Source organism: Hydrogenophaga sp. ANAO-22, from assembly GCF_042466645.1.
Classification (GTDB): domain Bacteria; phylum Pseudomonadota; class Gammaproteobacteria; order Burkholderiales; family Burkholderiaceae_C; genus Hydrogenophaga.
Window position 1 is genome coordinate 2,268,195 of record NZ_CP159956.1, and the last position, 20,391, is coordinate 2,288,585.

The 20,391-nt window shown below is 68.1% G+C and carries 21 protein-coding genes and 1 pseudogene; 4 read left to right on the forward strand and 18 right to left on the reverse strand.

The window, feature by feature from the left end:
* Positions 1 to 4 precede the first annotated feature (4 nt).
* Positions 5 to 1,627 carry a carboxyl transferase domain-containing protein gene (locus tag ABSY19_RS10825; RefSeq protein ID WP_382162468.1) on the reverse strand — a complete coding sequence of 541 codons (1,623 nt, stop codon included), beginning with the start codon at positions 1,625 to 1,627 and terminating at the stop codon, positions 5 to 7.
* A 109-nt stretch (positions 1,628 to 1,736) separates the two neighbouring features.
* On the opposite strand from ABSY19_RS10825, the gene ABSY19_RS10830 reads away from it, so the two are divergent.
* Positions 1,737 to 2,789: an AraC family transcriptional regulator gene (locus ABSY19_RS10830; RefSeq protein WP_382162471.1), complete on the forward strand. Its 1,053-nt coding sequence runs from the start codon at positions 1,737 to 1,739 to the stop codon at positions 2,787 to 2,789.
* Here the strand turns inward: ABSY19_RS10830 and ABSY19_RS10835 are convergent.
* Positions 2,718 to 3,380, reverse strand: coding sequence for an HAD family hydrolase (locus tag ABSY19_RS10835; RefSeq protein WP_382162474.1), 663 nt, complete (start codon positions 3,378 to 3,380; stop codon positions 2,718 to 2,720). The two genes, ABSY19_RS10830 and ABSY19_RS10835, sit on opposite strands and share 72 nt — an antisense overlap.
* Before the next feature lie 12 nt (positions 3,381 to 3,392).
* Positions 3,393 to 3,779: a YchJ family protein gene (locus ABSY19_RS10840; protein WP_382162477.1), complete on the reverse strand. Its 387-nt coding sequence runs from the start codon at positions 3,777 to 3,779 to the stop codon at positions 3,393 to 3,395.
* A gap of 92 nt (positions 3,780 to 3,871) precedes the next feature.
* Between ABSY19_RS10840 and ABSY19_RS10845 the strand changes: the two genes are divergently transcribed.
* On the forward strand, positions 3,872 to 4,576 hold the full coding sequence (locus ABSY19_RS10845; protein WP_382162480.1) for a glutathione binding-like protein: 705 nt from the start codon (positions 3,872 to 3,874) through the stop codon (positions 4,574 to 4,576).
* A 13-nt stretch (positions 4,577 to 4,589) separates the two neighbouring features.
* On the opposite strand, the gene ABSY19_RS10850 is transcribed toward ABSY19_RS10845, so the two are convergent.
* The 8 genes from ABSY19_RS10850 to ABSY19_RS10885 form a co-directional block, all read right to left on the reverse strand.
* Complete coding sequence (locus ABSY19_RS10850; protein WP_382162483.1) at positions 4,590 to 6,050, reverse strand: TrkH family potassium uptake protein; 1,461 nt, start codon at positions 6,048 to 6,050, stop codon at positions 4,590 to 4,592.
* A gap of 26 nt (positions 6,051 to 6,076) precedes the next feature.
* A complete protein-coding gene (gene trkA, locus ABSY19_RS10855; protein WP_382162485.1) occupies positions 6,077 to 7,468 on the reverse strand; it encodes a Trk system potassium transporter TrkA in 1,392 nt (463 codons plus the stop codon).
* Positions 7,469 to 7,794: 326 nt separating this feature from the next.
* The gene (locus ABSY19_RS10860; RefSeq protein WP_382162488.1) at positions 7,795 to 8,928 is read right to left on the reverse strand and encodes an acyl-CoA dehydrogenase family protein; all 1,134 of its coding nucleotides are present in this window, start codon (positions 8,926 to 8,928) and stop codon (positions 7,795 to 7,797) included.
* 26 nt (positions 8,929 to 8,954) lie between these two features.
* On the reverse strand, positions 8,955 to 9,623 hold the full coding sequence (locus ABSY19_RS10865; RefSeq protein ID WP_382162491.1) for an SDR family oxidoreductase: 669 nt from the start codon (positions 9,621 to 9,623) through the stop codon (positions 8,955 to 8,957).
* 16 nt (positions 9,624 to 9,639) lie between these two features.
* Positions 9,640 to 10,824, reverse strand: a complete 1,185-nt coding sequence (locus ABSY19_RS10870; protein ID WP_382162493.1) for an acetyl-CoA C-acyltransferase — start codon at positions 10,822 to 10,824, stop codon at positions 9,640 to 9,642.
* A gap of 64 nt (positions 10,825 to 10,888) precedes the next feature.
* Complete coding sequence (gene can, locus ABSY19_RS10875) at positions 10,889 to 11,548, reverse strand: carbonate dehydratase (RefSeq protein WP_382162496.1); 660 nt, start codon at positions 11,546 to 11,548, stop codon at positions 10,889 to 10,891.
* Positions 11,549 to 11,582: 34 nt separating this feature from the next.
* Positions 11,583 to 12,764, reverse strand: a complete 1,182-nt coding sequence (locus ABSY19_RS10880; RefSeq protein ID WP_382162499.1) for an isovaleryl-CoA dehydrogenase — start codon at positions 12,762 to 12,764, stop codon at positions 11,583 to 11,585.
* Positions 12,765 to 12,796: 32 nt separating this feature from the next.
* Entirely contained in the window at positions 12,797 to 13,180 is a 384-nt protein-coding gene (locus ABSY19_RS10885; protein WP_382163765.1) for a PaaI family thioesterase, read from the reverse strand.
* Between the two features lie 187 nt (positions 13,181 to 13,367).
* On the opposite strand from ABSY19_RS10885, the gene ABSY19_RS10890 reads away from it, so the two are divergent.
* The gene (locus tag ABSY19_RS10890; protein WP_382162502.1) at positions 13,368 to 13,976 is read left to right on the forward strand and encodes an IMPACT family protein; all 609 of its coding nucleotides are present in this window, start codon (positions 13,368 to 13,370) and stop codon (positions 13,974 to 13,976) included.
* On the opposite strand, the gene ABSY19_RS10895 is transcribed toward ABSY19_RS10890, so the two are convergent.
* The gene (locus ABSY19_RS10895) at positions 13,956 to 14,555 is read right to left on the reverse strand and encodes a TetR/AcrR family transcriptional regulator (RefSeq protein ID WP_382162504.1); all 600 of its coding nucleotides are present in this window, start codon (positions 14,553 to 14,555) and stop codon (positions 13,956 to 13,958) included. The genes ABSY19_RS10890 and ABSY19_RS10895 overlap by 21 nt on opposite strands.
* Positions 14,556 to 14,654: 99 nt before the next feature.
* On the opposite strand from ABSY19_RS10895, the pseudogene ABSY19_RS10900 reads away from it, so the two are divergent.
* Positions 14,655 to 14,924 (forward strand): annotated as a pseudogene (locus ABSY19_RS10900) (glyoxalase); the annotation flags it as partial.
* Positions 14,925 to 15,053: 129 nt separating this feature from the next.
* Here ABSY19_RS10900 and ABSY19_RS10905 read toward each other — a convergent pair.
* From ABSY19_RS10905 to glyS, 6 genes are all read right to left on the reverse strand, one after another.
* Positions 15,054 to 15,419, reverse strand: a complete 366-nt coding sequence (locus ABSY19_RS10905) for a DUF1304 domain-containing protein (RefSeq protein ID WP_382162507.1) — start codon at positions 15,417 to 15,419, stop codon at positions 15,054 to 15,056.
* Between the two features lie 71 nt (positions 15,420 to 15,490).
* Positions 15,491 to 15,898 (reverse strand): MerR family DNA-binding transcriptional regulator, encoded by a 408-nt coding sequence (locus tag ABSY19_RS10910; RefSeq protein ID WP_291113012.1) that lies wholly within the window; start codon positions 15,896 to 15,898, stop codon positions 15,491 to 15,493.
* An 88-nt stretch (positions 15,899 to 15,986) separates the two neighbouring features.
* On the reverse strand, positions 15,987 to 16,883 hold the full coding sequence (locus ABSY19_RS10915) for a M48 family metallopeptidase (RefSeq protein WP_382162510.1): 897 nt from the start codon (positions 16,881 to 16,883) through the stop codon (positions 15,987 to 15,989).
* 8 nt (positions 16,884 to 16,891) lie between these two features.
* Positions 16,892 to 17,632, reverse strand: a complete 741-nt coding sequence (locus ABSY19_RS10920; protein WP_382163766.1) for a lysophospholipid acyltransferase family protein — start codon at positions 17,630 to 17,632, stop codon at positions 16,892 to 16,894.
* 25 nt (positions 17,633 to 17,657) lie between these two features.
* Complete coding sequence (gene gmhB / locus ABSY19_RS10925; protein ID WP_382162513.1) at positions 17,658 to 18,242, reverse strand: D-glycero-beta-D-manno-heptose 1,7-bisphosphate 7-phosphatase; 585 nt, start codon at positions 18,240 to 18,242, stop codon at positions 17,658 to 17,660.
* A 7-nt stretch (positions 18,243 to 18,249) separates the two neighbouring features.
* Positions 18,250 to 20,370, reverse strand: a complete 2,121-nt coding sequence (glyS, locus tag ABSY19_RS10930) for a glycine--tRNA ligase subunit beta (RefSeq protein WP_382162516.1) — start codon at positions 20,368 to 20,370, stop codon at positions 18,250 to 18,252.
* Positions 20,371 to 20,391 lie beyond the last annotated feature (21 nt).

The window sequence follows — 20,391 nt, forward strand, 5'->3', positions numbered from 1 at the left end:
GGCATCACATCCGGAAGACGCCGAACTTCGGCTCGCCGATCGGCGTGTTGAGGGTGGCCGAGAGGGCCAGACCGAGCACACGGCGCGTGTCGGCCGGGTCGATCACACCGTCGTCCCACAGGCGGGCGCTGGCGTAGTAGGGGTGTGACTGGTGCGCGAACTGATCCAGCAGCGGCTGCTTGAATTTCGCCTCTTCCTCGGCGCTCCAGCTGCCGCCCTTGGCCTCGATGCCGTCGCGCCGCACGGTGGCCAGCACGCTGGCGGCCTGCTCGCCGCCCATCACGCTGATGCGCGCGTTGGGCCACATCCAGAGGAAGCGCGGGCTGTAGGCGCGGCCGCACATGCCGTAGTTGCCGGCGCCGTAGCTGCCGCCGATGATGATGGTGAATTTCGGCACCTGCGCCGTGGCCACGGCCGTGACCATCTTGGCGCCGTGGCGCGCGATGCCCTCGCTTTCGTACTTGCGGCCGACCATGAAGCCGGTGATGTTCTGCAGGAACAGCAGCGGCACCTTGCGCTGGCAGCACAGCTCGATGAAGTGCGCGCCCTTCTGCGCGCTCTCGGAGAACAGCACGCCGTTGTTGGCGACGATGCCGATCGGCATGCCCTCGATGTGCGCGAAGCCGCAGACCAGGGTGGCGCCGTAGCGCGCCTTGAACTCGTGGAACTCGCTGCCGTCGACCACGCGGGCGATGATCTCGCGCACGTCGTAGGGCTTGCGCGTGTCGACCGGGATGACACCGTAGATCTCCTTCGGGTCGTACCGCGGCGCGCGCGGTTCGCGCAGCGCCTGCGTGGCGACCTTGCGGCGGTTGAGCGTGGCCACGGCCTGCCGCGCCAGCGCGAGCGCGTGCGCGTCGTTCTGCGCCAGGTGGTCGGCCACGCCCGAGAGGCGCGTGTGCACGTCGCCGCCGCCCAGGTCTTCGGCGCTCACGATCTCGCCGATGGCCGCCTTCACCAGCGGCGGGCCGCCCAGGAAGATGGTGCCCTGGTTCTTGACGATGATGGTCTCGTCGCTCATGGCGGGCACGTAGGCGCCGCCGGCCGTGCACGAGCCCATGACGACCGCGATCTGCGCGATGCCGTTGGCGCTCATGTTGGCCTGGTTGTAGAAGATGCGGCCGAAGTGCTCGCGGTCGGGAAACACGTCGTCCTGGTTCGGCAGGTTGGCGCCGCCCGAGTCCACCAGGTAGATGCAGGTCAGGTTGTTCTGCATCGCCACCTCCTGCGCCCGAAGGTGTTTCTTCACCGTCATCGGGTAGTAGGTACCGCCCTTCACGGTGGCGTCGTTGCAGACGATCAGGCAGTCCACCCCGCTGACGCGGCCGATGCCGGCGATCACACCGGCGCAGGGCGCGCTGTCGGAGCCGTCGCGGTCGGGGTACATGTTGAGCGCCGCGAGCGGGCTGAGTTCCAGGAAGGGCGTGCCCGGGTCCAGCAGCATCTGCACGCGGTCGCGCGGCAGCAGCTTGCCGCGCGCGGTGTGTTTGGCGCGGGCGGCTTCACCGCCGCCGAGGGTGGCTTTGGCGATCTGGGCCTTGAGGTCGTCGACCACCACCTGCATGGCCTGGGCATTGGCCTGGAAGTCGGCGGAACGGGCGTTGAGTTGTGTCTCCAGGATCGGCATGGCGGCATCCGTTGTGGTGTTTCGGGGCATTGTGGAGGATAGACACGCGGATGAGGGCCGGCCTGCCATGCAGGTTGCAAATACCGCCAGGTCCGGCGAAACTGGCGCCATGCCTCCCGCCTTTGCCCCCGCCCTCACGCCCATGGCGTTTGTTCGTGCCATGGTGATGGCTTACCGCGAGCGAAGCATGGACCCGGCAGGCGCGCTCGAACTGGCACAAATTCCGCCAAGGAAAGTTGATCAGCCGGACGCCCGCATCACCGCCGCGCAGATGGAAGCGGTGTCGGAAGCCGCCATGCGCGAACTCGACGACGAAGGCCTGGGCTGCTTCAGCCGCGCCCTGCCCTGGGGCAGCTACGGCATGCTGGCGCGCGCCTCCCTCTCGGCGCCTACGCTGGGCATGGCGCTCAGGCGCTGGTGCCGCCACCACGGCCTGATCACCGACGATGTGGCGCTCTCGCTGGAGACCGTGGGCGAGCGCGCGCGGCTCGTGCTGCGCCCGCACCGCCGCCCTGGGCCGCTCACCGAGTTCTGCGTGGTCTCGGTGCTGCGCAACATCCACGGCCTGGCGAGCTGGTACGTCGATTCGCGCATCCCGTTGCAGGGCGCGCAGTTTCCCTACGCGCCCCCGCCGCACCTGGACGCGTATGCCGTGCTGTTCGATGGCCCGGCCACCTTCGGCGCGGACGAAGCCGCGATCGCCTTCGACGCGCGTTACCTCACCCTGCCGATGCGGCGCGACGAGGCCGCCATGAACCAGCTGCTGCAGCGCGCCCTGCCGCTCACCGTGCGCTCCTACCGGCGCGATCGCCTGCTGGTGCAGCGCGTGCGCCAGGTGCTCGCGACCCAGCCGCTGGACGCCCACAACGCCGACGACCTGGCCGCGCTGCTGAACGTCTCGGCGCGCACCCTGCATCGGCAGCTCAAGGACGAAGGCGCCTCACTGCAGACCTTGAAGGACGAGGTGCGCCGCCAGCGCGCCACCGAGCTGCTGCTGCGCACCCGCCGCCCGATCAAGCAGGTGGCGCAGGCCTGCGGGTTTCAGAACGAGAAGAGTTTCATCCGCGCGTTTCGTGGCTGGACCGGGCGCTCACCGGGCGAGTGGCGCGGCGAACAGCTCGCGCAGCTCGTCCATGTGGCCGAAGACGCGCGCCACCGGTAAGCCCTCGAACGCGCGCCCATGCCCCTCGGGGCAGTAGCCCCACACCGTGGCACCGGCCGCCAGCCCGGCCTGGGCGCCGGTGGCCGTGTCCTCCACCACCAGACAGCGCGCCGGGTCCACGCCCAGGTGCGCGGCGGCGGCCAGGTAAACGTCGGGCGCGGGCTTGGAGCGCGGCTGGTCGTGGCCGCTGAAGACACGGTCTTCGAACAAGGGCAGCATGCCCACGAGATCGAGCTGCATCACGACCTTGGGCCGGTCGGCGCCCGAGGCGCAGGCGATGCGGCCGGCCACGTGGCGGTGCACCGCCGTCACCGCCTCCACCGCACCCTGCACCGCCTTGAGCTCGGCCAGCAGGCGCACATTGCGGCGCGCGTAGAAGCCCTGCAGCCATTCCTCTGTGAACGGCTTGCCGGTTTCGGCCTCGATGCGCGCGCGCTCGTCGCGCACCGCCTTGCCGATGAAGATGTCCATGCACTCGGCCTGGGTCAGCGCCCAGCCGCTCTCGTTGAGCACCTCGCGCAAGACCCCGTTGGTGATGGGCTCGCTGTCCACGAGCACGCCGTCGCAATCAAACAGAACTGCATCAAACATCTTGTCTTTCATTCAGCTGAGGATGTCGCCATCCACATAAAACCAGTGACCGTGCTCGCGCACGAAGCGGCTGCGCTCGTACAGGCGCTGGCCCCGCCCCTGCACCCGCGAGCGCGCCACGAACTCGACTTCAGCGTGCGTGTCGTCAATGGGCTTGTGGTGCTTCACTTCGAGCCCGAGCCACTTCACACTGCCGTCCAGGTCCAGGGAAGCCGGCCGCTGGCTCGGATGCCAGGTGGCCAGCAGGTGCGCCTCATCACCGCGCACGAAGGCGGTGTAGCGCGAGCGCATGAGCGCCTCGGCGTCGGGGGCGGGAACGCCGGTGCCGAGGTAGCGGCCGCAGCAATGCGGGAAATCGGGGCCGAGGCCACAAGGGCAGGCGTCTTTCGTCGTGGGCATGAAGAACCGATTATCGATCCCCTTGCAAGGGTGGGGACTTGGCGAGCGGGTGTTCCAATGGCGCCTCTTGCCTTCGACTTCAAGGACCGCCCATGAGCACGCTCGACACCTTCGCCATCACCCAGAAATGGCCCGCCACCCAGCCCGACCGCCTGCAGCTGTACTCGCTGCCCACGCCCAATGGCGTGAAGGTCTCGATCATGCTGGAGGAAACCGGCCTGCCCTACGAGCCGCACCTGGTGAGCTTCGACACCAACGACCAGATGTCGCCGGCGTTTCTCTCGCTCAACCCGAACAACAAGATCCCGGCCATCCTCGACCCGAACGGGCCGGGCGGCCGCCCGCTGGCGCTGTGGGAGTCGGGGGCGATCCTGGTCTACCTGGCCGGCAAGACCGGCCGCTTCCTGCCCGACGACGTGGCGGCTAAGTACGAAACCCTGCAATGGCTGATGTTCCAGATGGGCGGCGTGGGCCCGATGTTCGGCCAACTCGGTTTCTTCCACAAGTTCGCCGGCAAGGACTACGAGGACAAGCGCCCGCGCGACCGCTACGTGAACGAGAGCAAGCGCCTGCTCAAGGTGCTGAACGAGCGCCTGGAAGGCCGCGCCTGGCTGATGGGCGACGCCTATACCATCGCCGACATCGCCACCTGGCCCTGGGTGCGCAACCTGGTCGGCTTCTACGGCGCGGGCGAGATCGTGGGGTTCGCCGACTTCCCGAACCTGAAACGCGTGCTGGAAGCGTTCGAACAGCGCCCCGCCGTGCAGCGCGGCCTGAAGATTCCGGCGCGCGGCTGACCTGTCCAGCCGGTCACTTCCGCCAGAAGTGACCGGTGAAGAGCACCAGCACGGTGAGCAATTCCAGGCGGCCGAGGAGCATCGCGAAGGACAAGACCCAGACCTGCGTGGTGTTGAGCACCCCGAAATTGCTTGCCGGCCCGACTTCGCCCAGGCCGGGTCCGATGTTGTTGACCGTCGCCACCACGGCTGAAAACGCCGTGACGATGTCCAGTCCCGTGAACAGGAGCACCATCGTCAGGCCCATGGTGGCAGCCCCGTAGATCAGCATGTAGCCGAGGACCGCAGTCATGACCGCGGTGGGCATGACCACCCCTCCCAGCGTCACAGGGTTGACCACCCGCGGATGGATGATGCGCACCAGCTCGCGTCGCGCCTGCTTGATCAGAAGCACCATGCGCACCAGCTTGATGCCTCCTCCCGTGGACCCGGCGCACGAGACGAAGCAGCCGAGAAACATGAGCAGCACCGGCACGAACACGGGCCATTGCGCATAGTCCGTCGACGCGTACCCGGTGGTGGTGGCCACTGACACCACATGGAAGGCAGCGGTCCGCAAGGCCTCGGGGAAATCGTCCACCGTGTCGTGTGCCACCAGCAGCGTGGCCACGACCAGGATGGACACAGCCAACACGGCTACGTAGGTGCGGATCTCGCGGTCGTTGAGCAACGGGCGCAGCGTGCGGTGGCGCAACACAATGAAGTAGCGCATGAAGCTCACCCCGGCGAGCGTCATGAACACAGTGGCCACCGCCTCGATGGTGTGCGAGTCCCAGTAGCCGAAGCTCGCGTCATGGGACGAGAATCCGCCCAATCCCATCGTGGTACACATGTGCATGAAGGCGTCGGCCCAACTCATGCCGGCCCAACGATAGGCGAGCATGCAAGCGACAGCGAAGAGCACGTACACCCCCCACAGGCCTCGCGCGGTCTCGGCGATGCGTGGCGTGAACTTGGTGTCCTTCATTGGTCCCGGCGTCTCGGCCCGGTACAGCTGCACGCCACCCAAGCCCAGCAAGGGCAACACCGCCACAACCAACAGCATGATGCCCAGGCCACCGACCAATTGCAGGAAACAGCGCCACACGTTGACAGACACCGGCAGGTCGTCCAGCCCCGCGAACGCCGTGGCACCGGTTGCGGTGAGCGCACTCATGGCTTCGAAGTAGGCCTTGGCCCATTCGACGCCGGGCACGGTGAACATCAGCGGTAACGCGGCGAACCCAGGCAGCAAGGTCCACACCAGATTGACCAGCAGGAAACCGTCCTTGGCCTGGAGTTCGCGCCGGTGCGCCCGGGTGCACTGCCACAGGGCGAGGCCGCAGAAAGCCGTGAAGGCAAAACCATAGGCCCACACCAGCGCGTGATGCCGACCATCCAGAAACCAGGCCCACGCCAGCGGCACGAGAAAGGCTGGAGCGAACGCGAGCAAGATGCGCGAGAACACATTGAGGACGGGCAGGAAGTTGTACATGGAGCAGGGGCGCCCGACGCGAGGCGTCATCCGAAGAAGGTGGCACTCACCTGGAACAGGCGCTCGACCTCGCGGACGAGGCGCTTGTTCGGGATGAAGACGATGATGTGGTCGTCGGTCTCGATCACGGTGTCGTGGTGCGGCATCAGCACCTCGGACTTGCGGCCCTCGCCGCGCACGATGGCGCCGATGCGCGTGCCCTTGGGCAGCTTGATCTCTTCCACCTTGCGGCCGACCAGCTTGCTGGTCTTCATATCGCCTCGTGCGATGCCTTCGAGCGCCTCGGCCGCACCGCGGCGCAAGCTGTGCACCGCAGCCACATCGCCCCGCCGCAGGTGGGTGAGCAGCTCACCGATGACCGCCTGCGAGGGCGAGATGGCGATGTCGATGGTGCTGCCTTGCATCATGTCGGCGTAGGCGCGGCGGTTGATGAGCGAAAGCACGCGCCCCGCGCCCAGCCGCTTGGCCAGCATGGCGGACATGATGTTGTCCTCGTCGTCGCTGGTGAGTGCCAGGAACATGTCCATCTCACCGACGTTCTCATCCAGCAGCAATTCCTCGTCGGCGCCGTCGCCTTGCAGGATCAGCATGCTGGACGGCAGTTGGCTGGCGAGGTATTCGCAGCGTTTGATATCCCGTTCGATGATCTTCACCTCGCACTGACCAACCAGGCTGCGCGCCAGCCGCAGGCCGACCTTGCCGCCGCCGGTGATCATGAGCCGGCGCACGGGTTTGTCGATGTTGTGGATAGCGCCGAGCACATCGCGGATTTTTTGCGTATCGGCCAGCACGAACACCTCGTCGCCCGCGAGGATGCGGGTCTGCGGCGTGGCTTCCATTTCGGTGTCGAGCCGGTAGAGCGCGACCACGCGCATCTCGGCGTGGGGAAAGCGTTCGCGGATTTCGCCGATGGTGTGGCCCACCAGGGCGCCGCCGTGGGCCGCGCGCACTGCGATCAGGCTGGCGCGGCCGTCGGCGAACTCGAGCACCTGCAGGGCTTCGGGGTAGCTGATGAGCTGGTGGATGTAGCGCATCACCGACTCTTCGGGGCAAATCACGTGGTCGACCGCGAAGCCGTTCTTGCCCAGCAGTTCGTCGCCTTCGGTGAATTCGGGGGAGCGCAGGCGGGCGATGGTGCTGTGGACGTTGAAGACGTCGTGGGCGACTTTGCAGACGACGAGGTTGGTTTCGTCGTGCGCGGCGCAGGCGATGAGCATGTCGGTGTCCTGCGCGCCGGCTTCGCGCAGCACGGAGGGCTGGATGCCGTTGCCGACCACGCCGCGCAGGTCCAGCCGTTCTTCCAGCGCGCGCAGGCGGGCCGGGTCCATGTCGATCACGGTGATGTCGTTCTGCTCGGAGACCAGGCTTTCCGCGACGCTTTCGCCCACGCGGCCGGCTCCCAGGATGATGATGTTCATGGTGGCGCGATCATACGAGGGACCGGCTTATCCCGCGCCTTTCCAGCCCCGACCTCCCGGGCTCAGGGGCGCCCGGCGCTCTGCTCCGCGGGTGTCCCCCGGCGGCTGGTGCCGCCTCCTCCTTTACCCCGCTGCGCAGAACGCCGGACACCCCTGAGCCAGAAGGGGTGCGGGAGAATCACCGCCCGCACGCCAAGGGGTCTTCGGCCGTGGGGGTGGCCGGCGCAGCGAAGTAAAGGGGGAGAACCGGCGAAGCCGGTTCGGAGGACATGAGCGGAGCCGGCCACCCCCACGGCCGAAGACCTCCCCGTCGGAGAAAGAAAAACTCAGGCCAGAGCCCGTTGAATCAGGATCTTCTGCACGTCCGAAGTGCCTTCGTAGATCTGGCACACCCGCACATCCCGGTAAATGCGCTCCACGGGGAAGTCGCTCACGTAGCCATAACCCCCGTGCACCTGGATCGCGTCCGAGCACACCTTCTCCGCCATCTCGCTGGCAAACAGCTTGGCCATGGCGGCCTCCTTCAGGCAGGGCTCCCCGGCGTCGCGCAAGGCCGCCGCATGGTGCACCATCGCGCGCGCCACCTCGATCTGTGTCGCCATCTCGGCCAGCCGGAATCCGACCGCCTGGTGGTTGAAGATCGGCTGGCCAAAACTCTCCCGCTGCTTCGAATAGGTGAGCGCACACTCAAACGCGCTGCGCGCCATGCCCACACTTTGCGCCGCGATGCCGATGCGACCGCCCTCCAGCGCGGACAACGCAATCCGGTAGCCCTCGCCTTCCCCGCCGATCAGGTTCTCGGCCGGCACGCGGCAGTTCTCGAAATTGATCTGCGCCGTGTCGCTGCTGTGCTGGCCCAGCTTGTCCTCCAGCCGCGCGACCACATACCCCGGGTTGTTCGTCGGCACCAGGAAGGCGCTCATGCCCTTCTTGCCCGCGCCCTTGTCCGTCACCGCGATCACGATCGCCAGGTGGCCGTTCTTGCCGCTGGTGATGAACTGCTTGACGCCGTTGAGCACGTAGTCGCCACCTGGCTGCTTCACCGCCGTCGTGCGCAGCGCCGAGGCGTCGCTGCCCACGTGCGGTTCGGTCAGGCAGAACACGCCCAGCATCTGGCCGGCGGCCAGCGGGCGCAGCCATTGGTCCTGCTGCCGGGCATTGCCATAGCGCATCAGGATGGCGTTGACCGGGCAGTTGGTGACAGAGATCGCGGTACTGGTGCCACCGTCACCGGCCGCGATTTCTTCCAGCACCACGGCCAGGGTCACGTAGTCCAGCCCCGCGCCACCCAGCGCCTCGGGCACGCAGATGCCATAGGCACCGAGTTCGGCCAGACCCTGGTGCACATCCTTCGGGAAGTGGTGCTCCTTGTCCCATTTCGCCGCGTTCGGCCACAACTGCTCCTGGGCAAAGCTGCGCACCGCGTCGCGGATCATGAGTTGGTCTTGGTTGAGCGGCATGGAAGCGTCTTTCGCAGGAGGGAGGGTTACCAGCTGGCGGCGCGCCGGCCGTCGTGGTGGATGAGGCGACCGTTGTCTTCGGGGGTGAGCGAGGCCAGCACGCGGCGCAGCCCGGCCACGCTGCGTTCGACCGTCAGCGGCGCGGCACCGCCGCCCATGTCGGTCTGCACCCAGCCCGGGTCCAGCGCCACGCAGGTGGCGCCCGGGTAACTGTGCCGGGCGCTGGCCACGGCCATGTTCACGGCCGCCTTGCTCACGCGGTACAGCCAGGCGTCGCTGCCGTCCACCAGGCCGACCTGGCTCATTTCGCTGGAGAAGGCCGCGAACACCCCACCGGCCGCCTCGACCGCGGGCATCACCTGGGGCATGGCCTGCATCAGGCCGAGCACGTTGGCGTGCATCACGCGGTCGAAGGCCTCGCGCGTGGGCGGCGTCTTCGCGCCGTGGGGGTCGAGCACGCCCGCCACGTACAGGGCCACGTCGAGTTCCTCGCCATCGAGCGACCAGGCCAGGCCGCTCACGCTGGCGGGGTCGGCCACCTCTACACGCAGCGGTTCGGCACCGAGTTCGCGCAGGCGCTCCAGGCCGGCGTCGTCGCGGGCGGTGGCGATCACGCGCTCGCCGGCATCGAGGTACTGGCGCACGATCTCCAGGCCAATGCCGCGAGACGCACCGATCACCAGCACGGTGAGCATGGTGGTGCGCCGGGCGTCAGGCCAGTTCGATCGCCATGGCCGTGGCTTCGCCACCGCCGATGCACAGGGTGGCCACGCCCTTCTTGCCGCCCCGTGCCTTCAGCGCGTGCAGCAGTGTGACCAGGATGCGCGCGCCGCTGGCGCCGATGGGGTGGCCCAACGCGCAGGCGCCGCCATTGACGTTGACCTTCTCGTGCGGAATCTTCAGCTCGGCCATGAGCGCCATCGGCACCACGGCGAAGGCTTCGTTGATCTCCCACAGATCGACGTCGCCGACCTGCCAGCCGGTCTTCTCCAGCAGCTTCTGCGTGGCGCCCACGGGCGCGGTGGCGAACCAGTTCGGCTCCTGCGCGTGCGTGGCATGGGCCACGATGCGCGCCAGCGGCTTCGCGCCGAGCTGCTTCGCGGTGGATTCGCGCATCAGCACCAGCGCGGCAGCGCCGTCGTTGATGGACGAGCTGGAGGCGGCGGTGATGGTGCCGTCCTTCTTGAAGGCGGGCTTGAGGGCGGGAATCTTGTCGAGCTTGACCTTGCCTGGGCCTTCGTCGGTGGACACCACACGTTCGCCGCTGCGGTCCTTCACGGTGACGGGCGTGATCTCGGCGGCGAAGGCGCCGCTGTCGGTGGCGGCCTTGGCGCGCGTGACCGACGCGATGGCAAACGCGTCCTGCTGTTCGCGCGTGAAGCTGTATTTGGCGGCGCAGTCTTCACCGAAAGTGCCCATGGAGCGGCCGGCTTCGTAGGCGTCTTCCAGGCCGTCGAGCATCATGTGGTCGTACACCTTGTCGTGGCCCATGCGGTAACCGCCCCGGCCCTTCTGCAGCAGGTAGGGCGCGTTGGTCATGCTCTCCATGCCGCCCGCGACCATCACCTGGGCGCTGCCGGCGGCGAGCATGTCGTGCGCCAGCATGGTGGACTTCATGCCCGAGCCGCACATCTTGGACAGCGTGACGGCGCCGGCCGACTTCGGCAGGCCCCCCTTGAACGCGGCCTGGCGCGCGGGCGCCTGGCCCTGGCCCGCCATCAGGCAGTTGCCGAACAGCACTTCGTCCACCTGGGCCGGGTCCACCCCGGCGCGCTGCACCGCCGCCTGGATGGCCGCGCCACCGAGGTCGTGGGCCGAGAGGCTGGCGAAGTCGCTCTGGAAGGCGCCCATGGGCGTGCGCGCGGCGCCGACGATGACGATGGGATCTGCGGACATGGTGAAAACTCCTGATGATCAAAAGTGAAAGGGGGTCGGGCCGGCGCACGCGGCCCTGCGGAACTCAGTCGCGTGGCCGCACCGCCACGCCTTCGATGGCGCGCAGGTAGACCGCGTCGAGATCGGGGTTGCCGCGCACGGTCATCTGCAGGTCCTGCACGAGGCCATCCTTGAGGCCATAGACCCAGCCGTGCAGCGCGAGCGGCTGACCGCGGGTCCAGGCGTCCTGCACCACGGTGGTCTGCGCCACGTTGACGACCTGCTCGATGGCGTTGAGCTCGCACAGCGCGTCGTGCCGGTGGCTTTCGGACAGGCCCGCCAACAGGGCGGAGTGGCGGTCGCGCACGTCCTTGATGTGGCGCAGCCAGTTGTCGGCCAGGCCCACGCGAGTGTCGCGCAGCGCGGCGAGCACGCCGCCGCAGCCATAGTGACCCACCACCATCAGGTGCTCGACCTTGAGCACGTCGACCGCGTACTGCACCGTCGACAGGCAGTTCAGGTCGGTGGGCACCACCACGTTGGCCACATTGCGGTGCACGAAGACCTCGCCCGGGTCCAGGCCGGTGATCTGGTTCGCCGGCACGCGGCTGTCGGAGCAGCCGATCCACATGTAGCGCGGGCTCTGCTGTTGCGAGAGCTTGGTAAAGAAGCCGGGACGCTCGGCCTCGACCTGGGCCGCCCAGCGGCGGTTGTGTTCGAGAAGGTGTTGAAGATCGTTGCTCATGGGTTGGATTGTCCGCTCAAGAGGCCTCGGACCTTCACATCGTCTCGGCGAACAGTTCGCGACCGATGAGCATGCGGCGGATTTCGCTCGTGCCCGCACCGATCTCGTACAGCTTGGCGTCGCGCCACAGGCGGCCCAGCGGGTACTCGTTGATGTAGCCGTTGCCGCCATAGATCTGGATGCCTTCGCCGGCCATCCAGGTCGCTTTCTCGGCGCACCAGAGGATGACGGAGGCGCAGTCCTTGCGCACCTGGCGCACGTGCTCGGTACCCAGCAGGTCCAGGTTCTTGGCCACGGTGTAGGCGAACGAGCGACCCGCCTGCAGCACGGTGTACATGTCGGCCACCTTGCCCTGGATGAGCTGGAACTCGCCGATGCTCTGGCCGAACTGCCTGCGGTCGTGGATGTAGGGCACCACGTTGTCCATGACGGACTGCATGATGCCCAGCGGCCCGCCGGTGAGCACCGCGCGCTCGTAATCGAGCCCGCTCATGAGCACCTTGGCGCCGTTGTTCAGGCCGCCCATGATGTTCTCGGCCGGCACCTCGACGTTGTTGAACACCATCTCGCCGGTGTGGCTGCCGCGCATGCCGAGCTTGTCGAGCTTCTGCGCGGTGGAGAAGCCCTTCATGCCCTTCTCGACGATGAAGGCCGTGACGCCCCGCGCGCCCATCTCGGGCTCGGTCTTGGCGTAGACCACCATGGTGTCGGCGTCGGGGCCGTTGGTGATCCACATCTTGCTGCCATTGAGCAGGTAGAAGCCGCCCTTGTCCTCGGCCTTGAGCTTCATGCTGATCACGTCCGAGCCCGCCCCGGGTTCGCTCATGGCCAGCGCACCCACGTGCTCGCCGCTGATGAGCTTGGGCAGGTACTTCTTGCGCTGGGCTTCACTGCCGTTGCGCTTGATCTGGTTCACACACAGGTTGCTGTGCGCGCCGTAGGACAGACCCACGCTGGCCGAAGCGCGCGAGATCTCTTCCATGGCGATCATGTGGGCCAGGTAGCCCATGTTCGCGCCGCCGTATTCCTCGCCCACGGTGATGCCGAGCACCCCCAGGTCGCCCATCTTGCGCCACACGTCCATCGGGAACTGGTCCGCGCGGTCGATCTCGGCCGCGCGCGGCGCGATCTCGGCCTGCGCGAAATCGCGCACCGCGTCGCGCAGCGCGTCGATGTCTTCTCCAAGCTGGAAGTTCAGGCCGGGCAGGTTGGTCATGCGGGTCTCCGTGGGGTGTTTGGGAAAAGGGCTCAGCCCTGGATATTGTCGCGGCCGACCACCGCCATGAGGGTGCAGCCCATGGTGGCGATCAGCTTTTCGCGCCCGCCGTCGATGGCATAGGCGTGGCCTTCGCACACCGTGACGGTGCGCCCAGGCTTGATCACCGTGCCGACCATGCGAAAGCTCTCGCCTTGCGCGGGCGCCAGCAGGTTGATCTTGAATTCGATGGTGAGCACCGCGGCCTCCAACGCCATCAGCGTGAAGCCGGCGTAGCCGCACGCGGAGTCGAGCGCGGTCGCCACCATGCCCGCGTGCAGGAACCCGTGCTGCTGGGTCAGCGGCTCGGCCCAGGGCAAGGTGATCTCGACCCGGCCGGGAGCCACCGAGGCCAGCGTGGCGCCCAGGGTGCGCATGGCGGCCTGGCGCGCAAAGCTCTCGCGCGTGCGCTGGTCAAAACCGGCGTGGCGCGGCTCGAAGGTGGGAGAGGTCAAGGGGTGTCTCGCAACAGGCAGTGAACCGCGATTCTACGTTGACGTTTACGTAAACGTCAATTTCAACGGTGCCGAGCCGCGTCTGCCACAGGGCTATGCTCGACGCCCCATGCCCTACACCCTGTCCGCCCCGGTTCACAGCGAAAGCCTGATCAAGAAAAGCCGCTTCATCGGTTGCGTGGAGCCGAAGGCGGACCGCGCGTCGGCGCTGCGGCGGGTGGCGGCCTTGCGCGCCGCACACCCGGGCGCCACCCACGTGTGTTGGGCGCTCATGGCCGGAGGCCACTCCGCCGCCAACGACGACGGCGAACCCGGCGGCACCGCCGGGCGGCCCATGCTGGAGGTGCTGCGCCACCAGGACCTGGAGGGCGTGCTCGCGACTGTGGTGCGCTACTACGGCGGCACGCCGCTGGGCGCGGGCGGCCTGGTGCGCGCCTACACCGACAGCGTGGCCCAGGCGCTGCTGCAGGCCGACAAGGTGCCGGTGGTGCGCTGGCGAGCGTTGCGCTGCGTGCTGCCCTACGCGCTGGAAGGCTGGCTGCGCCGCGAGCTCGACGGCCACGGCGCGCGCCTGGTCGAAGCGCTGCATGGCGACGGCGTGACGGTGTCGCTGCAAGTGCCCGAACCGCAAGCTGGAGCCCTGGTGGCGCGCCTCAACGACGCCGGCCAGGGCCGTGTGGTCTGGCTCGAAGAAGCCTCAGACCGGGACGAGGCGTGACAGCAGCAGACGGACCGCCCGCTCATAGGGCTCGGCCGGTTCACCCCGGGCGATCGCCAGCGCCGCGCGGTCGAACGCCGCCGACAGCAGCACGCTGAGCTCGCGCAGGGGCAGCACGGCCTCGGGGCGTTCTTTCAGCGCGTTCTGCAAACCCTCTTGCAGGGCCTGGAAGCCCGCGAGGTCGCTCAAACCGAGCACCTGCTCGGCCGACAGCACGGCCGGGGCTTCGAGCAGCAAGAGGCGGGCGCGGCCGGCCTCGGCCATGGCGGCGAAATAGGCCTGGGCGCCCGCCTGCAGCGCGTCCACCGGCTTCGGCTGGTGCCGCGAACGCTGCGCGATCTCGTCCGCCACCTCCTGCGCCACCTGACGAGCCACGGCATGGAACAGCTCGGTCTTGTCCGTGAAATGGTGGTACAGCGCGCCCCGGGTCACGTTCGCGGCCGCGACGATCTCGGGCGTGCCCGTGGCGGCGAAGCCCCGGGCCTCGAACAGCGCCCGCGCCGCGCTCACCAGCGCGGCGCGGGTGGCGTCGGTGCGCTCACCTTGGGAACGGCGTTGGGGTGAAAGGGTTTTTTGCATACATGCAGTCTGTATGTTATATTGAATTTACATGCATATTGTATGTATGTTTTTTACAGGAGATCCGCCATGAAATCCACCTCGTACTATCCCGTCCTCATGACCGACCGCGTGGCCGAGACGGCCCGCTTCTACGAAACCCACTTCCACTTCACCAGCCTGTTCGACTGCGGCTGGTACGTGCACCTGCAATCCAGCGAAGACCCGACGGTCAACCTCGCCATCCTCGATGGCACGCACACCACGATCCCGGCCAGCGCGCGGGGCGGCCGGGCCTCGGGGGTACTGATCAACTTCGAGGTGGCCGACGTGGACGCGGAATACGAGCGCGCGATCGCCCAGGGCCTGACCGTGCTGCTCGGCTTGCGGGACGAAGCCTTCGGCCAGCGCCACTTCATCGTGCAAGGGCCCGACGGCGTGCTGATCGATGTGATCAAACCGATCCCCCGAGCGGGGAATTCGTGCGCCTGTACACGGCGGGCGCCACCGCGGCCTAGATCAGGCCGTGCGGCTCAGCCAGACCAGCACGAGCCCCAGCGCGGCGGGCAGCGCCTGCACGAACAGGATCTTGCGGCTCGCCGTGACCGCGCCGTAGAGGCCGGCGATCAACACGCAAAGCAGGAAGAACACTTTCACGCCAAAGCCCTCGGGGCCCAGCCACAGGCCCCAGAGCAGGCCGGCGGCCAGAAAGCCGTTGTACAGCCCCTGGTTGGCCGCGAGCACCTTGGTGGCCGCGGCCGACTGGGGCGTCTGGCCGAAGGCGCGCATGCCGGCCGGCTTGTCCCACAGGAACATCTCGAGCACGAGAAAGTAGAAGTGCAGCAGCGCGACGAGCGCAACGACGATGCTGGCGATCAGGGACATGGCAACGGCCTTTCACTTTTCTTCGAGGACGCGGCCCCATGGCCACGGACGCCGGCAGCTTACCCCGACCGTCAGGCCTTGGGGCTTTTTTCGATCTTGCCCAACAGGGCGCGGGCTTCCTTCTCGTGCGTCTTCACCTCATCGAGGTTGGCCAGCAGATCGGCCATCTGCTCCTCCAGCTGGTGGCGGTGGTCGGCCAGCACGGTGAGGAATTTGCGCAGCTGCGGTCCGGTGTCGCGCGGGCTGTCGTACATGTCGATGATGTCCTTGGCCTCGGTCAGCGACAGCCCCAGGCGCTTGGCGCGCAAGGTGAGCTTGAGGCGCGTGCGGTCGCGCGAGGTGTAGACCCGGTTGCGGCCCCCCGGGCCTTCGCGCTGCGGTTGCAGCAGGCCCATGTCCTCATAGAAACGGATGGCGCGCGTGGTCAGGTCGAACTCGCGGGCCAGGTCGCTGATGGTGTAGGTCGGGTTCGTCGCCATGGGGGGGCCCTGTTATTTGACGTTTACGTCAACGTCAGGCGGCGATCTTAACGGAATCGCTCTGCGGCGAGACCCGCGCGCCAGGGTGTCATTCGTCCAGCGGCACGGCAGCCTCGCGCAGCGCGCGGCGACGCTGGGCGTGGTCGGGCAGGACCCGCGCGACCACATCCCAGAACTGCGGGCTGTGGTCCATGTGGTGCAGATGGCTGAGCTCGTGCACCACGACGTAATCGATCATGTCCAGCTTGAGGTGGATCAGGCGCCAGTTCAGGCGGATCGACCCGTCGGCGCTCGCGCTGCCCCAGCGCGTGCCGGCGCTGGACAGGCGCAGCTTGCTGTAGCGCACGCCCAGTTGCGGCGCGAAGTGGTCCAGACGCTCGGTGAACAAGGCCTTGGCCCGCTTCATCAGCCAGGCCTGTGCGGCGTCGCGGATCTGCGTTTCCTGGGCATTGCGGGCCAGCCCCATGCGCAGCGTCGCCAGACCACCGGGCGCCACCGCCGGCTCGAACACCCCGCCCACCTGCGTGAAGGTGTGCGTGGGGTCGAGCACCAGGCGCATGCGCTCACCGAGGTAGTCGAACTCGACCCCATCGGCCCAGCGGATGCGCGCCTGCTCCATTTCGCCGGCGCGCTGGCGGGCGCTCTGCAGCTTCTCCAGCACCCAGGCCGATTTGTCGTGCAGCAGCGCCTCGACCTCGCCCACCGGCGTCCAGCGCGGCGCGCTCACGCTCAAGCCGTCGGTGCTGACCGACAGGCCGATGGTGCGGCGTTTGCCGCGCTTGAATTCGTAGGCCACCTCGCAGGCGCCCAGCCGCAGCATGCGGTTGGCGCGCGGGTGGTGCCAGGCCGCCGGTTGGAACACCTGGGTCATGGGCAGGGCCGGGGGCGCGGCCACCGCGGGCGGGGGTGGCGGCGATGCGGGCCGCAGGGGCTCGGGCGCGGGTGCGCCGAGGAAGTCGAGCGCCAGTTGCACGAAGCGCTGCATGGCGGTGCTCAGGCGGTGCGGTAGGCCTCGGGATCGAGGCGGCGCATTTCGGCTTCGATCCAGGCCTCGACCTCGCGCATCAGCTCGTCGGGCTCACGGCCCTCGCTGGGGATGGGCTTGCCGATGGAGAACTCCACCGTGCCCGGCCGCTTGATGAAGGCCTTGCGCGGCCAGCACTTGGCCGAGGTGACCGCGATCGGGATCACCGGCGCGCCCGTGGCCACGGCCAGCCGCGTGCCACCGCTCTTGTACTGGCCCTTCTGGCCGCGCGGAATGCGCGTGCCCTCGGGAAACATGATGACCCAGGTGCCCTGGTTGAGCAGGCGCTGGCCTTGTTCGACCACCCTGTTGAAGGCCTGGGCGCGCTTGCTGCGGTCGATGTGGATCATGTCCATGCGGCTCATGGCCCAGCCGAAGAAGGGCACGTAGAGCAGTTCCTTCTTGAACACGTAGGCCAGCGGGTGCGGCATCAGCGCGGGCATGCAGAAGGTTTCCCAGGTGGACTGGTGCTTGAGCAGCAGCACCGCCGGCGCGGTGCTGCCCACCGGCAGGTTCTCGAAGCCGATCACCTCGTTGCGGATGCCCAGGATCAGCTGGCCGCTCGCCACCGCGAGCTTGAGCCAGCCCGCGCACATCCAGTAGATCTGCGTGCTGTTGAGAAACGGCGCGGCGATCAGCACCGCGAGCGCCCAGGGCACCACGGTCACGGCCATGAACAGGGTGTGCAGGACCGAGCGCAGCAGATGGATGAGGATCATGTTGGGGAATCGAGGATCAGGTGGTGGGCTGCGCGAGCAGCCAGTCGGCGAAGGCGCCGAGGTCGTCGTGGGGGTGTGTGCCGGGCGGCAGGTCGGGCGCGAGCGCCGCGAGGTCCACGGCCGCCCCCGAGCCCAGGCGGCCCCGCAGGTGTTCGGACTTGCCCGTCATCAGCAAATGGGTGCGGCAGCCCGCCGCGGCGGCCGCGCGCACGTGGCGCATCGCGTTGCCGGCCGCATGCACCGTGGCCAGCGGCATGCCGAACCGCGCGCCGATCTGCAGGAACAGGCCGGGCGCGGGCTTGCGGCAGGCACACGCGTCTTCGGGCGCGTGCGGGCACATGAACACCGCCTCCACGCGCGCCCCGGCCGCGGCGAGCTGGCGGTGCATCTTGGCGTGGATGGCGTTGAGCGAAGCCATGTCGAACAGGCCCCGACCGATGCCGGACTGGTTGGTGGCCAGCACGATGCGCCAGCCACCCTGGTTGAGCCGCGCCACCGCCTCGAGCGCACCGGGCAATGGCTCCCACTCGTCCGGCGAGGCGACGTAGTCGTCCCGGCTGCGGTTGAGCGTGCCGTCGCGGTCGAGGATGAGCAGCTTCATGGTGGTGTCAGGTCGCGAGGCGGGACAGGTCGGCCACGCGGTTCATGGCGTGGTGCAACTCGCGCAGCAGGCCGAGGCGGTTGGCCTTGAGCGCGGGGTCGTCGGCGTTGACCATCACGCCGTCGAAGAAGGCATCGACCGGCGCGCGCAACGCGGCGAGCGCCTGCAGCGAGCCGGTGTAATCCTCGGCGTCGAACTTCGCGTTGGCGGCGGGCACGGTGGCCTGCATGGCGGCGAACAGACCCTTTTCGGCGGCCTCGACCAGCAACGCTTCCTGCACCGCGGCACCCTCGCCTTCGGCCTTCTTGATGATGTTGGCGATGCGCTTGTTGGCGGCCGCGAGCGCGGGCGCTTCGGGCAACGCGGCGAAAGCGCGCACGGCCTGCAGGCGCAAGGCCACCTCGCCCAGGCGCGACGGGCGCAGGGCCAGCACGGCATCGACTTCCTGGGCGCTGTAGCCCTGCTCGCGCAGGCCACCAGCGAGACGGTCGTAGATGAAGTCGGACAAGGCCGCACTGGGGTCGGTGATCAGCGCGCCGAAAGCGGGCACGGCCGATTGCAACAGGGCGCTCAGATCGATCGGAAGGTTCTTCTCGACCAGCATCCGCACCACGCCCAGCGCATGCCGGCGCAGCGCAAACGGGTCCTTGTCGCCGGTGGGCAGGTTGCCGATGCCGAACATGCCCACCAGGGTCTCCAGCTTGTCGGCCAGCGCCACCACCACCCCCGCCATGTTGCGCGGCAGCTCATCGCCGGCAAAGCGAGGACGGTAATGGTCTTCGATCGCGAAGGCGATGTCCTCGGTCAGGCCATCGTGGCGCGCGTAGTAGCCGCCCATGATGCCCTGCAGCTCGGGGAACTCGCCCACCATGTCGGTCAGCAGATCGGTCTTGGCGAGTTGCGCGGCGGTGTCGGCCTGTTGCGCGAGCACCTCGCCCCCCAATTGCTGGCCGATGGCCCGCGCGATGGCGCGCACGCGCTCCATGCGCTCGCCCTGCGTGCCCAGCTTGTTGTGATAGACCACCTTGCCCAGGCCGTCGACGCGCGAGGCCAGCGTCTTCTTGCGGTCCTGGTCGAAGAAGAACTTGGCATCGGCCAGGCGCGGGCGCACCACGCGCTCGTTGCCGCCGATCACCGCGCTCGGGTCCGAAGGGCTGATGTTGCTGACGACCAGGAAACGGTGGGTCAGCTTGCCCTGGGCATCGAGCAAGGGGAAATACTTCTGGTTGGCCTTCATCGTGAGGATGAGGCATTCCTGCGGCACGTCGAGAAACTGGGTCTCGAACTCGCAGATGAGCACGTTGGGCCGCTCGACCAATGCGGTCACCTCGTCGAGCAGTGCGTCGTCCTCGATCGGCCGGCAACCGCCGCCCACCTTCGCGGCGGCCGCCGCGAGCTGGCGCGCGATCTCGGCCTTGCGCTCGGCGAACGAGGCGATCACCGCGCCGTCTTGGGCGAGCGTGGCGGCGTAGCTGTCGGCGTCTTTCAGCACCACCGGCGAGACCTGGGCCTCGAAGCGGTGTCCCTGCGTGGCGTGGCGCGCGGTCAGCCCCAGCGCCTTCACCGGCACGACGCTGCCGCCATGCAGCGCGACCAGGCCGTGCGCGGGGCGCACGAAGTTCACGCTGTTCCAGCCGGGCAGTTCGCAATCGGTCTCGAGCTGGTAGCTCATGACCTTGGGAATGGGCAGCTTGGCAATGGCTTCGTCCAGTGCCTTCTGCAGGCCGACGGCCAGTTCAGCCCCGGGCGCGATGCTGTCGTGGAACAAGGCCTCGGCCTTGCCGTCCGGCGCGCGCTTGAGGCCGGCCACGGCAGACGCGTCGGCGCCGAGCGCGGCCAGGCGCTTGAGCAGGGCAGGCGTGGGCTGGCCGTTGGCGTCCAGCCCCACGCTCACGGGCATGAGCTTCTGCGACACGGCCTTGTCGGCCGCGCGCGCCAGCACGCCGGTGACGTGCGCGGCCAGGCGGCGCGGCGAGGCGAAGGCGGTCACGGCCGCGTTGGCCGGCGCCAGGCCCTGGGCCTTGAGCTGGTCACCCAGCACGCTGGCGAAGGCATCGCCGAGTTTCTTCAGCGCCTTGGGCGGCAGCTCTTCGACAAACAGCTCAACGAGCAGGTTCTGTGCGGTCATTCTTGTTCTTTCACCCGGCGC

Excerpts from the sequence above, each read along its gene's own strand:
- ABSY19_RS10825 (WP_382162468.1), bottom strand. The coding sequence starts at position 1,627 with ATGCCGATCCTGGAGACACAACTCAACGCCCGTTCCGCCGACTTCCAG.
- ABSY19_RS10830 (WP_382162471.1), top strand. The coding sequence starts at position 1,737 with ATGCCTCCCGCCTTTGCCCCCGCCCTCACGCCCATGGCGTTTGTTCGT.
- ABSY19_RS10835 (WP_382162474.1), bottom strand. The coding sequence starts at position 3,380 with ATGTTTGATGCAGTTCTGTTTGATTGCGACGGCGTGCTCGTGGACAGC.
- ABSY19_RS10840 (WP_382162477.1), bottom strand. The coding sequence starts at position 3,779 with ATGCCCACGACGAAAGACGCCTGCCCTTGTGGCCTCGGCCCCGATTTC.
- ABSY19_RS10845 (WP_382162480.1), top strand. The coding sequence starts at position 3,872 with ATGAGCACGCTCGACACCTTCGCCATCACCCAGAAATGGCCCGCCACC.
- ABSY19_RS10850 (WP_382162483.1), bottom strand. The coding sequence starts at position 6,050 with ATGTACAACTTCCTGCCCGTCCTCAATGTGTTCTCGCGCATCTTGCTC.
- trkA (WP_382162485.1), bottom strand. The coding sequence starts at position 7,468 with ATGAACATCATCATCCTGGGAGCCGGCCGCGTGGGCGAAAGCGTCGCG.
- ABSY19_RS10860 (WP_382162488.1), bottom strand. The coding sequence starts at position 8,928 with ATGCCGCTCAACCAAGACCAACTCATGATCCGCGACGCGGTGCGCAGC.
- ABSY19_RS10865 (WP_382162491.1), bottom strand. The coding sequence starts at position 9,623 with ATGCTCACCGTGCTGGTGATCGGTGCGTCTCGCGGCATTGGCCTGGAG.
- ABSY19_RS10870 (WP_382162493.1), bottom strand. The coding sequence starts at position 10,824 with ATGTCCGCAGATCCCATCGTCATCGTCGGCGCCGCGCGCACGCCCATG.
- can (WP_382162496.1), bottom strand. The coding sequence starts at position 11,548 with ATGAGCAACGATCTTCAACACCTTCTCGAACACAACCGCCGCTGGGCG.
- ABSY19_RS10880 (WP_382162499.1), bottom strand. The coding sequence starts at position 12,764 with ATGACCAACCTGCCCGGCCTGAACTTCCAGCTTGGAGAAGACATCGAC.
- ABSY19_RS10885 (WP_382163765.1), bottom strand. The coding sequence starts at position 13,180 with ATGCGCACCCTGGGCGCCACGCTGGCCTCGGTGGCTCCCGGCCGGGTC.
- ABSY19_RS10890 (WP_382162502.1), top strand. The coding sequence starts at position 13,368 with ATGCCCTACACCCTGTCCGCCCCGGTTCACAGCGAAAGCCTGATCAAG.
- ABSY19_RS10895 (WP_382162504.1), bottom strand. The coding sequence starts at position 14,555 with ATGCAAAAAACCCTTTCACCCCAACGCCGTTCCCAAGGTGAGCGCACC.
- ABSY19_RS10905 (WP_382162507.1), bottom strand. The coding sequence starts at position 15,419 with ATGTCCCTGATCGCCAGCATCGTCGTTGCGCTCGTCGCGCTGCTGCAC.
- ABSY19_RS10910 (WP_291113012.1), bottom strand. The coding sequence starts at position 15,898 with ATGGCGACGAACCCGACCTACACCATCAGCGACCTGGCCCGCGAGTTC.
- ABSY19_RS10915 (WP_382162510.1), bottom strand. The coding sequence starts at position 16,883 with ATGCAGCGCTTCGTGCAACTGGCGCTCGACTTCCTCGGCGCACCCGCG.
- gmhB (WP_382162513.1), bottom strand. The coding sequence starts at position 18,242 with ATGAAGCTGCTCATCCTCGACCGCGACGGCACGCTCAACCGCAGCCGG.
- glyS (WP_382162516.1), bottom strand. The coding sequence starts at position 20,370 with ATGACCGCACAGAACCTGCTCGTTGAGCTGTTTGTCGAAGAGCTGCCG.